This window comes from Achromobacter sp., from assembly GCF_050285565.1.
Taxonomy (GTDB): Bacteria; Pseudomonadota; Gammaproteobacteria; order Burkholderiales; family Burkholderiaceae_B; genus Achromobacter.
This window is the reverse complement of the sequence record NZ_JBLZXG010000002.1, coordinates 157,114-175,232: the sequence shown is the minus strand read 5'-3', so window position 1 is coordinate 175,232 and position 18,119 is coordinate 157,114. Positions and strand designations below refer to the sequence as shown.

Here is an 18,119-nt window from a genome sequence, read left to right as displayed (position 1 = left end):
CTGGGCCGTAGCTATGGCAACGGACGAGCCGCGCGTCGAGCGACGGTTCATCCCGTTTCCGTCGGGCCGCGTCCGTGGCCCGATCCAGCAAAGCCACACTCTGTTCAGGAGCTAACCCATGGCAGCAGTCATCAATACCAATTACTTGTCGCTGGTTGCGCAGAACAACCTCAACAAGTCCCAGTCGTCCCTGGGCACCGCCATCGAACGCCTGTCGTCGGGCCTGCGCATCAACAGCGCCAAGGACGACGCCGCCGGCATGGCCATCGCCAACCGCTTCACCGCCAACGTCAAGGGCCTGACCCAGGCCGCGCGCAACGCCAACGACGGCATCTCGCTGGCGCAGACCACCGAAGGCGCGTCGGCCGAAATCAACACCCACCTGCAACGCGTGCGCGAACTGGCGGTGCAGGCCGCCAACGGCAGCTACTCGACCGAGCAGCTCAATTCCATCCAGGACGAAATCAACCAGCGCCTGCAGGACATCGACCGCATCTCGCAACAAACCGATTTCAACGGCGTCAAGGTTCTGTCGGACAAGGCCACGCCCCTGACCTTGCAGGTCGGCGCCAACGACAACGAAACCATCACCCTGAACCTGACCGAAGTCAGCGCCAAGACGCTGGGCCTGGACGGCTTCAACGTCAACGGCACGGGCGTGACCAAGAACCACACGGCCACCGTGACCGACTTGGCAGCCGCCAACGGTACCGCCACCGGCAACGACTGGACAGTGCAGACCAATCACGCCAGCGCCACCGCCGACCAGGTGTTCGCCAAACTGGAAAATGGCAACAAGGTCACCCTAGGGGCGGTCGTGCCTAGCTCTGCCACCGTCTACAACTACGACGCCAGCAAGAACAATTTCTCGTTCACCGACAAGTCGACCACGAACGCCGGCGCCATAACCACCCTGGCGAACAAGCTGCGCCCGCCCACTGGCACCGCCACCGGCCACTACGTTCACTCCAACGGCACTGCGTCGACCGACTTCGACGTCGACTCCACGGGCGCCATCAAGATTGGCGGCCAGATCGCGTACCTCGATAACGCTGGCTCCATGAGCACCAACAACGCCGGCGGCACCGCCGCCACGCTCACTACCGTGTTGAACGCCATCGGGGGCAATACCAATGCCACTGGCCAGTCGTCGCTGACCATCGGCGGCAAGACGTACCAAAACATGGGTGGGACTGGTAACACTACCCACATCACCTTCGTCGACACCATCTCGTCCGATGCACTGCTGGCCAAGGTCAAGGCCAACACCACCGCCAACGACGTGACGATCACGCTGGGCACGGGCATCACCTCCGCCAACGTGCAGTTCACTTCCGGCACGTCGACCAACACCTACGTCGACGAAAGGAACGAGTTCACCACCGTCGCGAACTTCGAGACGAACTACCATGTCGACCCCACCTCGGGCCAAGCCACCGTGACGGCGGGCACCGGCACGGGCGACTACGCCCCCAAGGTCGGTTCGCTCGCCTACGTCAGCGCGTCCGGCAAGCTGACCACCGACACCACCAGCAAGGGCACGAAGACCGAAGACCCCATGAAGACGCTGGACGCCGCCTTCACGATGCTGGACAAGATGACCGGTGAACTGGGCGCGGTGCAGAACCGCCTGGAATCGACCATCGCCAACCTGAACAACGTGATCAACAACCTGGCCAATGCGCGTTCGCGTATCCAGGACGCCGACTACGCCACGGAAGTGTCGAACATGTCGAAGGCCCAGATCCTGCAACAGGCCGGCACCTCGGTGCTGGCGCAGGCCAACCAGGTTCCGCAGACGGTGCTGTCGCTGCTGCGTTGATCGCGCGCTGACCCACGGCAATCCGGCCCCCGGAGCCATCGCATCGCGCGATGGCCCCGGGGGCCGCAACGCATGGGGCGCCTGACGCCGGCCGGGGGCCGCCGCGGCCGGCCGCCCTTGCGGCTTCAGAGCATGGAATCGCGCGCCTGCTCGGCGCGCGCGGCGCCGATGGCCGTCTCGACGTGCCTGGCCTCTTCGGGCGGCGGCAGCACCGCCGGGAAGCCGAGCGCCTGGATCCACAGCTCGCGGGCCCAGCCCTTGGTGTGATAGAGGTGGTGATCCTCATCCTTTTCAACGGCGTCGTACGCCTGCTTGAGCGCCTTGGCCTGGGGGCCGCTCAGTTTGTCCGCCACCAGGCCGATCAACTCCCAGTTCTGGTGGTCCTTGGTCTCGGCCAGCACGACGCACTCGGCCGCCACCCGTTGGGCCGCCGCCGCGTCGCCTTGCGACTTGGCCAGCGCCATGGCGGCCACCAGGCTTTCGCCCAGATGCTTGACCACCTTGCGGCTCGGCACGGCCGCGTCGGGATCCAGCCCCAGTGTTTCGAACGTGCCCAGCAGCACGCGCTGGTGGGTCTGGGTTTCTTCCAGATAGCCCTGCCATTCCTTGCGCAGATCGTCCTCCAGCGTACAGGCCAGCGCGGCGCGGTAGACCTGCTCGCCTCCCAGCTCGGTCTCTAGCGCCTGATACAGCAAATCGTGGATTTGGTCGAGGTTGCCCGCTTTCTTGGCCATCTTGCTCTCCTTGTGAGTGGTCCATTGCGTCCCTCCCTGCAGCAAGTGGCGTGCCGGGGCCGCGCGCGGGCTCTACAATGCCGCGTGGTCGCCCTTTCCAGGAGTTTTTCCATGCTCGGTGTCACCGACTATGGCGCCTTCGTGCTCGCCTTCCTCATGCTGCTCATCATTCCCGGGCCGGGCAATTTCGCCTTGCTCACCGCCACTGGCAAGGGCGGCATCAAAGCGGGCCTGGCGGCCACCTGCGGCGTGATCCTGGGCGACCAGGTGCTGATGTGGCTGGCGGTGGCCGGCGTGTCCGCGCTGCTGGCGGCCTATCCCACCGCGTTCCACGTGGTGCAGTGGGCCGGCGCCGCCTATCTGGCGTGGCTCGGGTTGCAGATGATGCGCAGCAAGCCCGGCGCCGCGCCGCGCCCGAGCCGCATGGACAACGGCCATTACCTGCGCCAGACCGCGATGATCACCCTGCTCAACCCCAAGGCGATCATGTTCTACATGGCGTTTTTTCCGCTGTTCATCGATCCGGTCAGGCACCAGGGGCTGGTGACTTTCGCCTTCATGGCGGTGACCGTGGCGGCGCTGACGTTCCTGTATGGCCTGGTGGCGGTGCTGCTGACGCACCACCTGGCGCAGCGCATGCGCGCCAATCCGCGCGTGGCCAATCTGCTGGAGCGATTGGCGGGGGTGTTCTTGTTGGGGTTCGCGGTGAAGCTGGCGGCGATCCGCTAGCGCGCGGGGCGGGCGCGGGCGGCGCCGCGCCGGGTTCGGCGCGAGCCGCTAACGCCCGCCGGGGTCAGGCCGGTTCGGGCGCGCCCAAAGCGGCAACGCGCGCCGGGCCGCGTTCCAGCAAGGCGCGGATGATCTGCAACTGGGCCTCGAAGGCTTGCAGGCGCGCGTCCTGGTGCGCGCCCACGGCCTGGTTCCAGGCCTGCAAGGTCTCCAGCATGGCCGGCGCCTGGGCCAGCCCCTGCACGCAGCGGTCGAGCGCGTCGCGCTGCAAGCCCTGCTCCTTGCACAGGTCGGTCAGCAGGCCGGTGGTATGCCGCAGCGCGGTCACGCCGGTGGCCGAGGAATCCGTCAGCACCTGCATGGCCTGGATGGCGGCGTCGCCGCGCTCGAACAGGGCCGTCAGCATGTTCTGCATCGACACCGCGCGCTCCTTGGCGTCGTGGACCTGCGCGATGGTGGCGTCCTGCCAGTCGCCGATCTGCTCGAAGCGCGCTTCCAGTTGGGCGCGGTTGTGCGCTTCCTGCTCGCACGCCTGGGCAAGCTGGCGCTGCAACGCCTCGTGCGCGCGCGTCGAATCGGCCTGGCGCTCGCCCAACCGCTCGATCAGTTCGCCCAGGCGGTGCACCTGGCGCGCCAGCATTTCTTCGTTCACGCTTTCCGTGGCTTTCAGGCTGAACCGTTGATTGCGGACATCCAGGCGCTCCAGCATGAACTTGCGCACCGCCCGCATGTAGTCCTCGACCTGCCCGCGCAGCAACACCATCATCAGGCCCAGCAGGATCGAGCCCACCAAACCGAACAGCGAGGCCGCGAAGGCGGTGCCCATGGCGGTGAGCGGGCTCTGCAACTGGGCCACCAGCCGCCCGAACACCTGCTCGACCTCGGAGCCGTCGACGGCGCTGGAGTTCAGTTGCGACAGCATCGTGCCGACGTCGCCCAGCGTGTAGATCAGGCCAACGAAGGTGCCGACCAGCCCCAGGGCCACCATCAGGCCGACCAGGAAGTCCGGCAGGATCTGCGCCTGATAGACGCGGATGCGCAGGTTCTGCACGTCGCGCTCGATGGCCTCCTGGCTCAGGCCCAGCGATTCCTGGCGCAGCATCACCTGGCCCAGGTTGGAGCGCACGTAGGCCAGCGAACGCCAGTCGCGGCCCTCGTCGTGGGTCTCGGCGATGAAGGCGACCAACGCCTCCCAGCGCGAATTGACGCGCAGGCTTTGCCAGATGATGAGCGCCGAGCCGATGCCCAGGCCGATCAGGATCACGAAGGAGATCGCGTGGCCGGAGCCGAGCGCCATCTTGAAGAAGCCCGGCCAGAGGACCACCGCGGCGGCCGCCGCGATCAGGGGCGAAATGACTTTCAGCACGTTCCAGCGCACAGATCGAAACACGGTCATGGCAGTTCCTCAGCGCTCGACGGACATGGAGACCGTCATGTCGTTCTGCCCGGCGGGGGCCGGGTCCATGTGCATCAGGATGCGTTCGGGAGACACGTTCTTCTTCATCAGATAGTCCTTGATTGAGATCAGGTAGAACAATGCGGTGCGCTTGTTCTCGGTCAGCGCGTAGTTGGGGACATGGATCACCACCTCGATCACGGCGGCGCTGTCGCGTTGGGCGCCGAAGTCCTTGAGCACGCGCTGCAGGTCGGCGTCGATGCGCCGCTGCAAGGTCGGATCGCCGCCGGGCATCATCGGGCCGAACGGGTCTGACGACCGGGCCGCGTCCGGCGGTGCCGCGGTGGTGCTGTCGAGCTTGGAGCCGGCTTGCGCCGTGGCGGACGGCGCTGGCGCCGGGGTGGCCTGCTTGCGGCGCAGGGCCGCCAGTTCCTGCCGCAAGGCGTCGTTTTCCTTGCGCAGCACGGCCTGGGCCGCGTCGTCCGAGGCCTTGGAGGCCTTGGACGCCGCCTGCGCGGTCGTGGCCGCCGCGACAGCCGGCCAGGCGTCGTCCGCGTCCGCTGGCGGCGCGGCCGTCGCTTGGGTGGGCGCGCCGTTGCGCGGCGCCGGGGCGCTGTCCGGCGACAGGGCGACGGCGGACGGCTGGCCCGCGCCGGCCGCGGCCGGCCGGGTGTCGCCGGCCGCGCCTGTCTCGTTGGCGGCGGTCGCGGCGGTCGCGGCGGTCGTGGCGGTCGTGGCGGTCGAGCTGTTCGAGCCGTTCGAGCTGTTCGAGCCGTTCGAGCCGTTCGAGCCATTCGCGCCATTCGCGCCATTCGCGCCGTTCGAGCCGTTCGAGCCGTTCGAGCCGTTCGAGCCGTTCGAGCCGTTCGAGCCATTCGCGCCATTCGCGCCGTTCGCGCCAGCCTCACCAGCCCGGCCCGCGCCACCGGTCGCCCCCCCCGCGCCGGCCGGCGCGGCCTGCGACTCCTTGAGGCGTTGCTCGACCAGGGCGCGTTGAATCGCCATCTTGGCCATCAGGCCGCTGAACATGCCCAGCGACATGGCCAGAATCACGATCACGAACACCAGCGCCAGCACCAGATTGGAGAAGGCGTCCACGAAGCCCGGCCAGTAGTTGATTTTTCCCGCGGAATTGTCCATGCGTGTTTCCTCAGATAACCGGATGGGCGGTCGAACGCAGCACGCCGTTCAGGTCGAGCGCGATGTCGGTCTGGACGACCAACTGCAAGGCCTGGTCGGGCGCGGTGAACACCGTGTACGCGGGCGCGTCCGATGCCGCCGCGATCGTGCCGCTTTCGCGCCACGCCGTGGCGTTGGCGGTGTCCGTGAACCGCAGCACGTCGTGCTGCCCGCCCTGCACGATCAACTGGTGGAACGCGGCGTTCAGCAGATCGCTGTGCAGGCCGGCGGCCGCGCCGATATCGGCCAGGCGCACATCATCGGCGCCGATGACGAGGGTGTTGCCCCGCGTATGGGTGGCGTGGTCGGCATCCAGGTCGACCCGGTTGATGACGCCGTGCACGGCCGCGAAGTCCACGGTCTGCCCGTCGCCGGTGACGGCGACCGCCTTGTCGACGATGCCGAATGCGCCATTGGCCAGGAACACTCTGCTTTCGGTCGCCTCTTCCGGGGCCATGTGGACGCCGTCGTGGTCGACCACGGCCACCAGGGTATGGCTGCCGCCGTCGGTCACCGTGGTGTCGAAGGAATAGGCGGTGGGCCGCGCCGCATCGGCCAGGGTGGCATGACCCAGCACGCCGGCCTCGAACTGGGCGAAATCGGTCAGCGCCACATAGCCGCTGTCGCCCGGCCGCTGCACACTGATCCGCCAATCGGTGGTGGTGTTGGAGTTCTGGAACAGAATGGAATCCAGGTGATGCCAACCGGCTTCCAGGTGGGTGGTGGCGTACTGGGCGTGCGCAAACGACTCGCCCGGCTCTTGCAGCGTATGGCCATCGATCTTGAGCTGCACCTGGGAAGCCTGCAAGGTGGTGCGGAACAGCCAGGTGCCGGCCTGGTTCTGCGCCACGTGGAACCAGCCCGAGGCATGCCCCAGCATCGACGCTGCCGAGACGATCACGCCGGCGTCGAACGGATTCCCGGCGCCGTACACCAGCCTGTCGGCCATGCGCGACACGGCGGCCGGGGTCTGCGCCATCAACGCCAGGGCGGCATCGAAGCCGCGGCTGGGATCGGGCGGCAGGTTCCAGAATTGCAGCCGCAGGCCGTCGCCGACCCGATGCGCGGTCAGGTCGATCACCTGCAACTGCTCATCCTGGCCCAGCGGCGCGCTCAGCGCGAAATTCAGCTTGACGTGATGCGGCTTGTCCGTCGCGCCCAGCGCCACCGCGTGCTCGGTCGGGCTGGTGTAGACGTCGCGGGCCACGGCATAGCCGGTGTCCCCCGGACGGCGCCACTGCAGCCCCCAGTAGGCCTGGCCCCCGGTGTTGCCGACCTCCATGCGCAGGTAGTGCCAGCCCGGCGCCAGGCTGACGCTGCCCTCGCTGCCGCTGGGAAAGAAGCCCCCGATGCGGAACACCGGCTTGCCATCGACGGCGAGCACGGCGAAATCGTCCGACACCGGCGTGCGGAAAGACCATATGCCCGCTTGCCGCTCATCGACATGGAACCAGCCACCGCCCAGGTAGTTGGCGATAACCTGGTACGGGACACCGGGGAGAATCGCGCTGCCGAAGGCGCCAAAATCAAGCGCCGGCACTTGGCCGCGCCCGGTGGGCGTCGCGTTGGCCGAGGTGCGCAGTTGGTTCGCGTCCCAATACTCGCGCGTGGTGTTCCACACGAATACCGAGAATCCGTGGGTGTCCACCGCCACCGCGCTGCCCAGGGGCGCGCCGTCTTCGGCGCCGGTCAGCGTGACGAGCTGGCCGGGCGCCTGCGCCGCCATATTCAGCGCGAATGCCCCGGAACGCGTCCCGCTGCGGCCGGCGCCGTTCTCGACCACGGCCGTCAGGCTATGGCCGCCATTGTTCATGCCGGTGAAGACGTACGTCCAGCTGCGGCCCGTGGCGCCCAGCGTGGCGTAGCCGACGCGGGCGTCGCCGTCATACAGCGCCACCCGCTCGCTGCCGATCAGCCCGCGATCGAGCGTGCCGCTCACCACCACCGCCGCGTTGCTCACCGACGCGCCGGGTTCGACCCCGGCCAGGCCGTCGGCGCGCGGGGTGGCCACCGACAGGATCGCCGTTACCGCGTCGACCGTCTCCTTGTCCAGGGATACGGTGGCCGACTGCGCCGCCGCGACGCGGGTGTGCGTCGCGCCTTCGACTTGCAGTGTCAGCGTCTGCTCGCCCAGCCCCAGGCCGAACCCGGCGGTGGGCGTGAACGACCAGCCGAAGCGGCCGTCGCTGCCAGCCGCCTGTTGCACGCTGGCGTCGCCCAGGCGCACCTTCTCGCCGTTCAAGGTGCGGTACACGCCCAGCACCTCGCCCTGCCCCAGGGCATGCTGCAACGAGCCGCTCAAGGGCTGAACCCGGTCGGTCTGGCTGGTGAGCGCGTCGATCCTGATCGCGTCGGCGTCGAACACCTCGACCGGGTAGCCGGCGGCATGGGCCGAATCGGAGGCCGGCACCTGCACCCCGTTGATGGTCAGGGTGAAGCGGTGCTCGCCGGCGGACAAGGGCGCGCTGGCGTTGTACCACCACCGCAGCCCCGAGACGCTGGCGGTGCCCAGCAACGCGCCGTTGTCATAAACCTGGATCTGGTCGCCGGCGCGCGGCGCCACGGCCAGCGAGCCGAACAGGCCGACCCGGCCGCCATTCAGGCTCTGGCCGGGCCGGACACTATTGCCAGCCCAGGTATCGAAGGGACTATTGCGGGCCAGCACTTGGGTTCCCGGCAGGACGATCACGGCCTCGATCAGGCCCGCCTGCAACGGATCGGGCGCCGCTTCGTAGACGTTCACCGACAGGGACGCGAACACCAGCGGCGTCAGAATGGCGTTGCCGCTGCCCACGAGCGAAATCTTGAAGTCGTGGCTGCCGTTGGTCAGCGATTCGCCGATGGGGAAGCGCCAGTTCAAGTCGGCGTCGACCGAGGCGCGTCCCAACACCGAGGCGCCGTCCCGCACTTCGACGTATTCGCCGTTGATCAACGGCACGACCAGCTTGCCGCCCAGCGTGAACTGGCGCGAACTGGTGCTCGCGTCCACGTCCTTGCCGTCGGCGCCGAACGCGTGAACGTCCGTGATGTCCTGCAGGCGGAAGCTGAACGGCGCCGACGGCGTGCCGTGGACGGCGCCCTCCGCCACGTAGGTCTGCCCGCTCTTGGCGGCGTTGTCGACCGTGGCGAACAGCCTGACCGAACCGAAGGCCAGATCGGTATCGCTGCGCCACGTCCAATTGGTGCCATTTACCGTGGCCTGGCCCAGATAGGCCACCTTCCCGGCGCCGTCGTCGCCCCAGATGCGCACGACCTGCGCATTGGACAGCGGCGCGCTGACGGTGCCGGACACCAGCGGACGCGGGTACGCAATCGCGCCGTCGGCGGGCACAAAGCCCACCACCGGGCCGTCATCGTCGCGCACCCGCGAGATGGTCGCGATCTGCGTCGGCGTGCTGCCGTCCATCAGGAAGGACACGCGGGTGCCGACCTGCACCTCGTCGTTGTTGGTGCCGACCATCTCGACCGAAATCGTATGGCGGCCGTTGGCCAGCGGCAACGACGGCTGGAAGCGCCACGCCAGGGGATCGCTCGGATCGTCGACGAGGGCGCGGCCCAACACCGTGGTCACGCCGCCCACCGTGTCCGACACGCGCAGGTACTGTTCGCCTTCGCGCACCGGCGCGCTGAGCTTGCCGCTGATGACGGGCAGACCGTCATCGGTCAGGTGCGCGGCGTCACTGAGCACATTGCCACGCAGCGCGCCGACCTGATCGGTCACCGAGGTGATCGTCACATCCTGCAATTGGATGTTCGCGGTGGCGCTGCCGATCTCATTGACCACGTGTGTCAGGCGATTCTCGGGCTTGGCGATCAGGGCATAGCCGCCATGCGGCAAGGCGTTCAGAACCTGGAATTCCCAGGTGGTGGCGGTCACCATCCGCACCTCGCCCAGCCGCACCTGCTGGCCGTCGCGGCCACGGCCGTACACCACGATCTGCTCCAGCGGATCGAGGGCCTGGCTGACGGTGCCGCGCAGCATCGGCAGGGGATTGTGGATCGTCGCGTTGGTGGCCGGAACGTTGGCGCCCTGGTCGTTGGTCAGGCTGATGATCGCCACGAACAACTGGGCGCTGGGCCCGCTATTGGCCGTGATGAAACTCAGCGGCGCTTGCGCTTGCAAGACGGATACGGCCTGGGCGTCGGTGGGGTCGACGCTGGCCGGCAGCGCCAGGACGCTGTACTGATGCCGGCCAACGGCCTGCTGCTGCGGCGTGATGGCGTATTGCCAGCCGCCGTCCTCGGCCATTTCGGCCTGCCCCAGCACGACGCCATCGCGCCGCACCTGCAGCCAGTAGCCCGGCGGCAGCGCGCCGGCCAACCGGCCCGCCAGCACCACATCCGTGTCGCTGCCGGCCAGCAGCGCCGAGACGCCGCCGGACAGGGCCAGCGCCCCGGCGGGCGTGTCGATCGTCAGCAGGTTCTGGAAGACCGAGGCCTGCGCGGCGCCATCCTCGGAAGCCACCAGCGTGGCGAGGTTGATCGGTCGCGCGGCAACGGTGTGTTGCCCCGGCGACTGCGCCCACAAGGGGTAAGACCAGTTCTCGCCAGCGGCATCGAGGCCCGCCAGGCCGACATCCTTGCCATCGACCGAGATCATGATGCCCATGCCCGCGGGCACCGGCACCGAGGCCGTGCCGGACAGCACGACCACGCCCTGGTCGGTCAGGATCGGTTGGCCGGCGCCCGTCAGGGTCACCGAGAACGACGGCGCGTTGGCCCCGCTTACCGTGAAGAAGCGGGGCGCCTCGGTCTGCACCGCGTCGACCGGCACGCCGTCGTTCAGCAGCACATACTCGACCCGGTGCGGGCCCGCCGCCAGCGGCAAGATGGGCTGGAACCGCCAGCTTCCGCCAGCGCCCACCGGGGCCGTGCCGGCCTCCGCCCCGTCGATGAACACGCGCACCGACAGTTTCTCCGGCGCATCCGTGTTGACCGAGCCGCGTATCGTCGGCACCGTCGACGCCACCGCGCCCAAAGCCGACATATCATCCAGTTCGATGCGGGAGGCGGACACCACGTTGACCGTGACCGGCGCCGACAGCACCACGTCGCTGCGGTCAGTGCCGTTCTCGATGGCGGCCTGCAACCGGCTCGCGCCCGCCGGCAGGGAAATCACCGGCACCAGCGACCAGTTGTTGCCCGACGTCGTCGCGACACCGAGGTCGTGCCTGCCGCCTTGGCTGTCGAAGGCGTAGACGTGCACGGTCTCGGTCGCGGTCAAGGGCCGGTCCAGCGTGCCCGACAAGGCCGGGCGGGTGTCGTCGAGCACGCCATTGCCCACCACGTTGACGGGCGCTATGACCATCCTTTCGGTGCCGGTCGGGGCCGGCCGGTTGTTGGCGTCCTGCACGGCCGTGATGGTGATGGTGTGGCCAGCCCCCAGCCTGGCGACGGTAACGTCCGGGGTCTGCGCCGAGATCAGCGAACGGCCGGCAAAGTCGAGCAGCACCGCGCTGAAGGGTGCCGTGCCCTGCGCCATATCGGCCCCCGGCTTGAACGACCACGAAAGGCCGTCCGAGGCGAATTCGGCCTCGCCCAGCTTGGTGGTGCCGCGAAACAGCGACAGCACCTCGCCGTCCTTGAGCGCCACCGCCACGCGTCCCTGCAAGGTCGGGCGCAAGTCATCGGTGTTCAACAGGGCGATGCCCCGGCCGGGCGCCTGCGCCTGGGCCTGGAACAGGTCGCCGGTCACGGCGCCCTGATGGTCGATCAGCGCCGTGATGCTCACCGCCTGCTCATGCACGACGAAAGTCGCCGAACTGGCGCCCTGAAGCTGGTGCGGAGCGGCCCGGTTGACCACCCTGGCGGTGAACGCCGTGTCGCCGAACGGCAATTCGCGATCCACCTGGAACGTCCAGGTCGCGTCCGCCGCCACGTTGGCATAGCCCAGGAACACGGGCGCGTCCTGCCCGGGCATCTGGCCGTACACCGCCACGGCCGCGCCGCCGGACAGCGGCGCGGAGACGGTGCCTTGCAGGCGAGGCAGGGTGTCGTCGGAGGCAACGCCGGACAGGTTATCGCCGGTGAACGAGAGCCCGCCGGCGCCCTGATTGTCGCGCGCGGAACGGATGATCACCGTTTCGACGGGCGCGCTGTCATCGATGTAGATGGTGTGGCCGGTCGAGCCCACCCGCATCTCGGTGCCGTCGGCGCCGACCACCTTCGCGGCGATGACGTGGCTGCCGCGCGCCAGCGCGCTGTCGGCCGGCAGCGTGAACGTCCAGTCCAGGCCGTCGTCGCCGCCCACCGTGACGACGCCCTCCTGCGCCACGCCGTCGACGAAGACCTTGACTTCCTCTTGCTCGGCCAGCGCCACGCCCAGGCGGCCGCCGAACGTCAGGGCGCCGTGCCTGGCGGCGCCGTTGAAGACCGGCGCCAGGATGTTGACTTCCGGCGCGGCCGGGTCGACGACGGAGACCACGCTCACTTCCTGCACCCGCACGTCGAATGCCTCGGACAAGACGCCCAAGCCGCCGGTCGCGATGTTCTCGACCCGGGCCACCAGCATGTGCAGGCCCGGCACGAAGTCCCCCACGCTCCGGAAATTCCAGTCGGTGCCCGTGACCGTGGCTTCGCCCAGCAACACCAGGCCGCCATCGACGGCGCGGGCGTACACCATCACGCGGCGGGTATGGGCATCGATCGGCGCGTCGAGCGTGCCCCGGATGACGCCATGCTTCTCGTCGGTGCTGATCCCGGCGGTCAGCACGCCCTGAAACACGCCAACGCCATCGACGTAGCCGGTGATCGACGCCAACTGGGCCGGCACCTGGGAGTCCACGGTGAAGTCGGTGACCGCCAGCGCATATGCGACGCGCGAGGCCGTGTCTTCGATGCGCACCGAGAGTTCATGGCGCCCTTCGCGCCAGGTTTGCGCCGCGCCCTGGCGTTCCGGCAGACGGAAGCTCCAATCGACGCCATTGCTGGCGACGGTTGCAAAGCCGATCGGCGAGAACAAGGCGGCGTCGCCGTCCTTGGCGTAGACGGCCACCCGCTCGGTCGTCACCAGCAGCGGGGCGGACAGCCTGCCGCGCAAGGTCACATCGTTGACGCCCGTGCCGTGGCCGTCGCGGATCAACACGTTCTGACCGGTGCCGGTCTCGGCGATTTCCGTGAGCGAGATGCCATTGATGTTGACGGTGGTGAACAGCGTGTTGCTGGTCAAGCCAGAACTGGTGGCCACCACCCGCGCCAGGATCGTGGCCGGCCCGAACGGCAGGTTCCGCGCGTCCCGATACGTCCAGTTGACGCCGTCCATGACCGCCGTGCCCAGCAGGCGCTCGGCGTTGCCGACGGTCGACGCGAATACCTGCACCTGCAGCCCCGCCGTGAGCGGCGCGCTGAGCCTGCCGCTGACGACCGGCCGCGCGTCGTCGGTACTGCCCCGGAAGGTCACGGCGCCAGTCTGCGAGCCATTGGCCGCGTTGTTGTCGCTGACCCGCAGCTCCAGCATGGTCTGCGTGACCGGCACGGCGGTGCCGTCGATGCGGATCGAAGGTGTCGAGGCCGACAGCAGCACCTGCGGCGCGGCGCCCGGCGGCGTGCGCTCAAGCCGCGCCTGGAAGGCATGAGCGCCGTCGCTCAGCGCGTTTTCAGGGCTGAACACCCAGGCGGTGCCCGTCACCGTCGCGATGCCCAGTCTCGTCACGGGCCTGCCGTCGACGGAATCGTAGATCGCGACGCGCTCGTCCGGCCCCAGCGGCATGCCCAGCTCGCCCGACATGCGGGGCTGGGTATCGTCGGTGGAGACCGGCTGGGCGAACACGCGGGCGTCGAGCAGGTTGCCCTGCAACGCGCCGACGTGGTCCAGGACGGTGGCGAAAGACAAGCGGTTTTCGCGCACGGCCAGGCTGCGGCTTTCCGGGCCCAATTCGCCGTTCGCGATATTGATGACGCGGGCGGAAAAGGCGTGCGAGCCGATCGCCAGGTTCTCGGGCGGCGTGAACGTCCAACTGCCGTTCTGGCCTTCGCCCAGGGTCGCCAGGCCGAGCACCCGCTCGGTCACGGCGCCGGTCGGCGAGGTCATGCGGTCGATGACCTGCACCGCGCGCGAGGCCGGTATCGTGGTTACCCCTTGCAGCGCGCCCGAAATCAGCGGGCGCGGGTCGTCGGTGCTCTGGCCGGGGGCCAGCGGGCCGACGAAGCCGTTGTTGCCGACCACCTGGTCGCGCACCTCGTTGATATCGACCCGGGTATCGGGGATGCCGGTATCGACGAGGATTTCCCGGTCGACCGCCAGGCGCACTTCATGGGTGTCGGCGTCGACCACGCGCGCCGACAGGACCGACTGGCCTTCGGCCAGCCGCAGGCCCTGGCTGTTGTCCAGCGCCAGTTGCCAGGTCACGCCGCCTTTGTCGTTGACGCTGACGACCGCGTCGCCCAGCACGGTCTCCACGCCCTCGTGGCGCGACACGACCTGCACCACCTCGCCCGCGCCCAGCGCCACGCCAAGCTGGCCGCTCAACACCGGCGCGCGGTCATCGGTGATGAACGGCCCGCCGCCGGCGAACACGTTGCCGACGATGGGGCCGGCGGCATCATCGAGGTTGCTGAAGGTCAGGCTGTTGACCAGCAGATCGAAGTGCGCGCTCATCGTGCCCATCACGCCACCGCCGTTGACCACGCCCGCGGTCAGGCGATAGTTGCCCACCGGCAGCGCGGGGTTCACCGACAGCGTCCAGCCCAGGCCGGCCGGGTCGAGCACGGGCTCGTAGGTGAATACCTGGTCGGGATCATTGACGTTGGCGACACGAACCTGCAGCGTCTGCCCCGGTCGCAGCGCCGCGGAAACCGTGCCCGTCAACGTCGGGTGGGTGTCGTCGGTGGACGCGCCGCTGGCGATCGCGCCGGTGTAGATACCGACGTTGTCCTGCACGCTGTCGATCATCACCACCTGGTCGGGCAGCTCGGTGCTGATGATGACGGGGGGCGTGCCGGCGCTGAGCAGCGAGCGCGGCCCGTCGTCTTCCGCGCCGCCGGGCTGCTGGATCACGGCGCGCAGCACGTGTGCGCCGTCCCGCAGTTGCGCGCCGTCGCGGAACTCGAAGCGCCAGCGCGCGCCGGGGCCGTCCTGCTCAGCCACGATCGTTGCCGCGCCCAACAGCGCGGGCCGGCCGTCGTCGGCCGCGTCGTAGATCATCACGGTCTCGTCCGGCCCGAGCCGGCTGCCCAACATGCCGGTCAGGATCGGCTGGGTGCTTTCGGTCACCAGGCTCGGCGCGGTCAACAGGTTCTGCGAATTCACGCCGGGGATGATCACGCCATCGAACGTGATCGACTGCACGTTCACGTCCCAGGCGCCCCAGTTGGACGTGGCCTCCGGGGTATCGGCGTCGACGCCTTCGGGATAGGCCGCCGACCACGCCCCCAGGCTGGGCGAAAACACCTTGACCGCCACCTGGTGGCGCCCCAACGCCATGTCCTGCACCGGCGTGAACGACCATTGCGGCAGTTGTCCGTCCTCGCCCGGCGCCACGTTGGCGTAGCCCAGCAGGCGCTCGGGGCCGCCATTGACGCTGTCGACCAGCACCAGGAGCTGGTCGCCCTGCAGGTCGGCGCTGACCGTGCCGCTGAAGGTGGGCCGGCGGTCATCGGTGCTCATGCCGGGGCGCAGCTCGCCCATGAAATCGTAGGGGTCGGCCTGCGAGTCGCCGATATGGTCGGTGACGGCCTGCACGGTCACCGCCTGGGTCGGCACCGCGCCCTCCAGCGATGCCTCGGTGAATTGGTAGGCGTGCGCCAGCGCGGCCGTGAAGTTGCCCGCCACGTCGCTGACGCGCGCCAGGATCTCGCCCGGCCCGTGCCGGGAGAAGCCGACCGTGACCTGCCAGTTGGCGCCGTCCGCTTCGCCCGCGATCCAACTGTTGCCGCCGTCAACCGACACCACCACCCGGTCATCGGCCGTCAGCGTTCCCTTGACGGTGCCGCGGATGGTCTGCGAGGCCTGCGTGAACAGGAAGCCGTCCGGCAGGGCGGCGCCCACCAGGGGCGCGCTGATGCTGTCGATGGAGGCCACCACCGCTTCCGGCGGCGTCACGTCCAGCACGAACTCGTGCGAGGCGCCCGCCAGCGTCAGGGCTTGCTCGCCAGGGCCGCCGGACACGCTCACGCGCGTCAGCAGGCGCGCGTCCTCGCCTTGCGCGGTGGCGTCCAGGCGCAGCGAACCGGACACCCAGGTGCCGCCGGCGCCGTCCGGGCCGGCGGTGGCGCTGGTGGCGACCCAGGTGCGGCCGCCGTCGGCCGACACTTCGATGTGGGTGTTCCCGCCCAGCGCGCCCCGGTAGGTGCCGGACACCGCCTGCACCGGCTGATTGGTGATGAAATCCGAGTTCGACAGGCCGGTGTCCGCGCTCAGGCCGGTGATGGCGTCGATCTCGACGCTCACCAGGCCATAGCTATGCAGTTCGGAACGCGCAATCAGCAGGCCGGCATCGTCGGCCACGGTGGCGAACAGCCGCTTGACGCCGTCCGCGCCCAGAGACTGCTCGCCGTAGTCTGGCGCGCCCAGCACCACGCGGCCGGCGGCGATGTCCTCGGCCGACAGCGTGTGCGACGCGACCGGGTGGCCGTCGAGCAGGTACAGCGCCACGGTCTGTCCGGCGGCGATGCGGCCGCCGTCGGCGTCCCATGACACCGTGACCGAGGGCTGCGTCGCCGAGCCCAGCGCGTCGACGCCGCTGACGTCGGACGGGCTGGCATCGGTGAAGGACGCGCTGACCGTGCTCCAGGGGACCTCGGGCAAGGTGAAGGTGTCGAACAGCGAGTGGTCGTCCAACCCCGCCAACAAGGTATTGGCTTGTTGCATCGCGCTCAGCAGGATCGCGCCCTCGACCGACTGCGCCACCCGCAGCGTGCCGTCGTCGGCGCGCTCCAGGCCGCGCGTCAACAGCCGCAGGGTCTGCTCCAGCGCGCCCGACACCGCATCCAGGCCGGCCAGGCCGGCCAGCGCCCGGCCGTAGGCCTGCGCGTCGGCGGCGCCGGCGCCGAAGTTGTCGGCGTTGATGGCGATGACCGGGCCGAGGATATCGTTGATCTGCGTATCGCCGGTGAACGTCTTGGCAAAGCCGGCGACGGCGGCGGCCATCGCGGCTACCTGCTCGGCCGAGACGCCGTCCAACGGCTGCGTGGGGTCGGCCGGCACTTGCAGCAGCCGCGCGGCCAACTCGGTCAGCGGCGTCACCGACACGCGCATATCCGCTTGCCCCTCCGCGCGCCAGGCGATGGCGCTGAGGGGGCCGAAGTCGGCGCTGGCGAAGCGTTCGACCTCTTCCGGCGTCATGCCCTGCGCCCGGGCCAGCGACTGGCGGTATTCATCGATGAAGCCGAGACCGTCGCGCGCGCCGTCGGTGATCACCACCCGCACCGGCCCGACGTAGTCGCCCGGCAGCTCGGCGCGGTAGGACAGCACCTGCCCGTTCTTCGAGTCGACCACCAGTTCGCCGCGCGCCAGTTCCTGGCCTTGGGCGCCGTACAGCGTCACCGCGAGCGTTTCGGCGTGGTTGAAGACGCCGGCCGCGATGCCGCCGGTGACCGTCACCGCGGGCGTCTGGACGTTGGGATCGGGCGGCGCGGGCTCGGTGTTGCCGTCGCCGGGCGCGGGCGGGGTGTCGCCCGGCGGCGTGTCCGGCGCGGCGGCTTGGGCCGGATTGTCGTCGTCCTTGCTTTTCTTCTTGCCGCCGGACAGGCCCAGCGCCAGGCCGGCCAGGCCCACCAGGCCCAGAATCCAGCCATATTCCTGGTACCAGGCCTGCGGTTCGCCCCCGCTCTTGTCGCTCTCGCCCTTGGCGGCGTCGCCGGCATTCAGGCTATCCGCCGCGCCCGCGACCGGATCGCCCGCGCTTTCCGCGGCAGCCGCGCCGCCGGCCTTGCCGTCCTCTTGGGTCGCGCCGCGCGCGTTACCGGTGTTGTCCGACGACGTCGGCTCGGACACCGGCACCTGCAAGGCCTCGGTGGCATCCTTGAGCGCGGTGCTGTCGATGTCGACCTTGGTGAACAGTTCGGCGCCGGACAGTTGCTGGTCCTGGAACTGCAACACGGGCGACGGCCGTTCGAGAATCCTGACCGCCAGCCCAGGCAACAGCAACCGGGTGCCATCCTGCATCAAGGCCACCAGGTCGACGCCGACGATCGCCATGCTTTTGACGTCGGCCAGCTTGAAGTTCAACGAGATGGTTCCGTTCTTGATGGTGACGGGGAGCGTCCTGAGCACGTTTTTCATGGAGAAGTCTCGGCAGGTTGAAGAATGGCCCCGGGACAC

The 18,119-nt window shown here is 69.0% G+C and carries 6 protein-coding genes; 2 read left to right on the top strand and 4 right to left on the bottom strand.

Features of this window, described 5'->3' with window-relative positions:
* The first annotated feature begins 118 nt into the window (after nt 1–118).
* On the top strand, nt 119–1,822 hold the full coding sequence (locus ACN6O8_RS03855; RefSeq protein ID WP_427989741.1) for a flagellin: 1,704 nt from the start codon (nt 119–121) through the stop codon (nt 1,820–1,822).
* A 125-nt stretch (nt 1,823–1,947) separates the two neighbouring features.
* On the opposite strand, the gene ACN6O8_RS03850 is transcribed toward ACN6O8_RS03855, so the two are convergent.
* Entirely contained in the window at nt 1,948–2,556 is a 609-nt protein-coding gene (locus tag ACN6O8_RS03850) for a hypothetical protein (protein ID WP_427989740.1), read from the bottom strand.
* A 111-nt stretch (nt 2,557–2,667) separates the two neighbouring features.
* On the opposite strand from ACN6O8_RS03850, the gene ACN6O8_RS03845 reads away from it, so the two are divergent.
* On the top strand, nt 2,668–3,285 hold the full coding sequence (locus ACN6O8_RS03845; RefSeq protein WP_427989739.1) for a LysE family transporter: 618 nt from the start codon (nt 2,668–2,670) through the stop codon (nt 3,283–3,285).
* Nucleotides 3,286–3,349: 64 nt separating this feature from the next.
* On the opposite strand, the gene ACN6O8_RS03840 is transcribed toward ACN6O8_RS03845, so the two are convergent.
* The 3 genes from ACN6O8_RS03840 to ACN6O8_RS03830 are packed head-to-tail and all read right to left on the bottom strand — an operon-like array spanning nt 3,350 to nt 18,080.
* On the bottom strand, nt 3,350–4,681 hold the full coding sequence (locus ACN6O8_RS03840) for a hypothetical protein (RefSeq protein ID WP_427989738.1): 1,332 nt from the start codon (nt 4,679–4,681) through the stop codon (nt 3,350–3,352).
* Between the two features lie 9 nt (nt 4,682–4,690).
* A complete protein-coding gene (locus ACN6O8_RS03835) occupies nt 4,691–5,821 on the bottom strand; it encodes a hypothetical protein (RefSeq protein ID WP_427989737.1) in 1,131 nt (376 codons plus the stop codon).
* 10 nt (nt 5,822–5,831) lie between these two features.
* Nucleotides 5,832–18,080: a hypothetical protein gene (locus ACN6O8_RS03830; RefSeq protein WP_427989736.1), complete on the bottom strand. Its 12,249-nt coding sequence runs from the start codon at nt 18,078–18,080 to the stop codon at nt 5,832–5,834.
* Nucleotides 18,081–18,119: the final 39 nt, after the last annotated feature.

What these genes read in the sequence shown, in the direction of transcription:
- ACN6O8_RS03855 (WP_427989741.1), top strand. Translation starts at nt 119, where the DNA reads ATGGCAGCAGTCATCAATACCAATTACTTGTCGCTGGTTGCGCAGAAC.
- ACN6O8_RS03850 (WP_427989740.1), bottom strand. Translation starts at nt 2,556, where the DNA reads ATGGCCAAGAAAGCGGGCAACCTCGACCAAATCCACGATTTGCTGTAT.
- ACN6O8_RS03845 (WP_427989739.1), top strand. Translation starts at nt 2,668, where the DNA reads ATGCTCGGTGTCACCGACTATGGCGCCTTCGTGCTCGCCTTCCTCATG.
- ACN6O8_RS03840 (WP_427989738.1), bottom strand. Translation starts at nt 4,681, where the DNA reads ATGACCGTGTTTCGATCTGTGCGCTGGAACGTGCTGAAAGTCATTTCG.
- ACN6O8_RS03835 (WP_427989737.1), bottom strand. Translation starts at nt 5,821, where the DNA reads ATGGACAATTCCGCGGGAAAAATCAACTACTGGCCGGGCTTCGTGGAC.
- ACN6O8_RS03830 (WP_427989736.1), bottom strand. Translation starts at nt 18,080, where the DNA reads ATGAAAAACGTGCTCAGGACGCTCCCCGTCACCATCAAGAACGGAACC.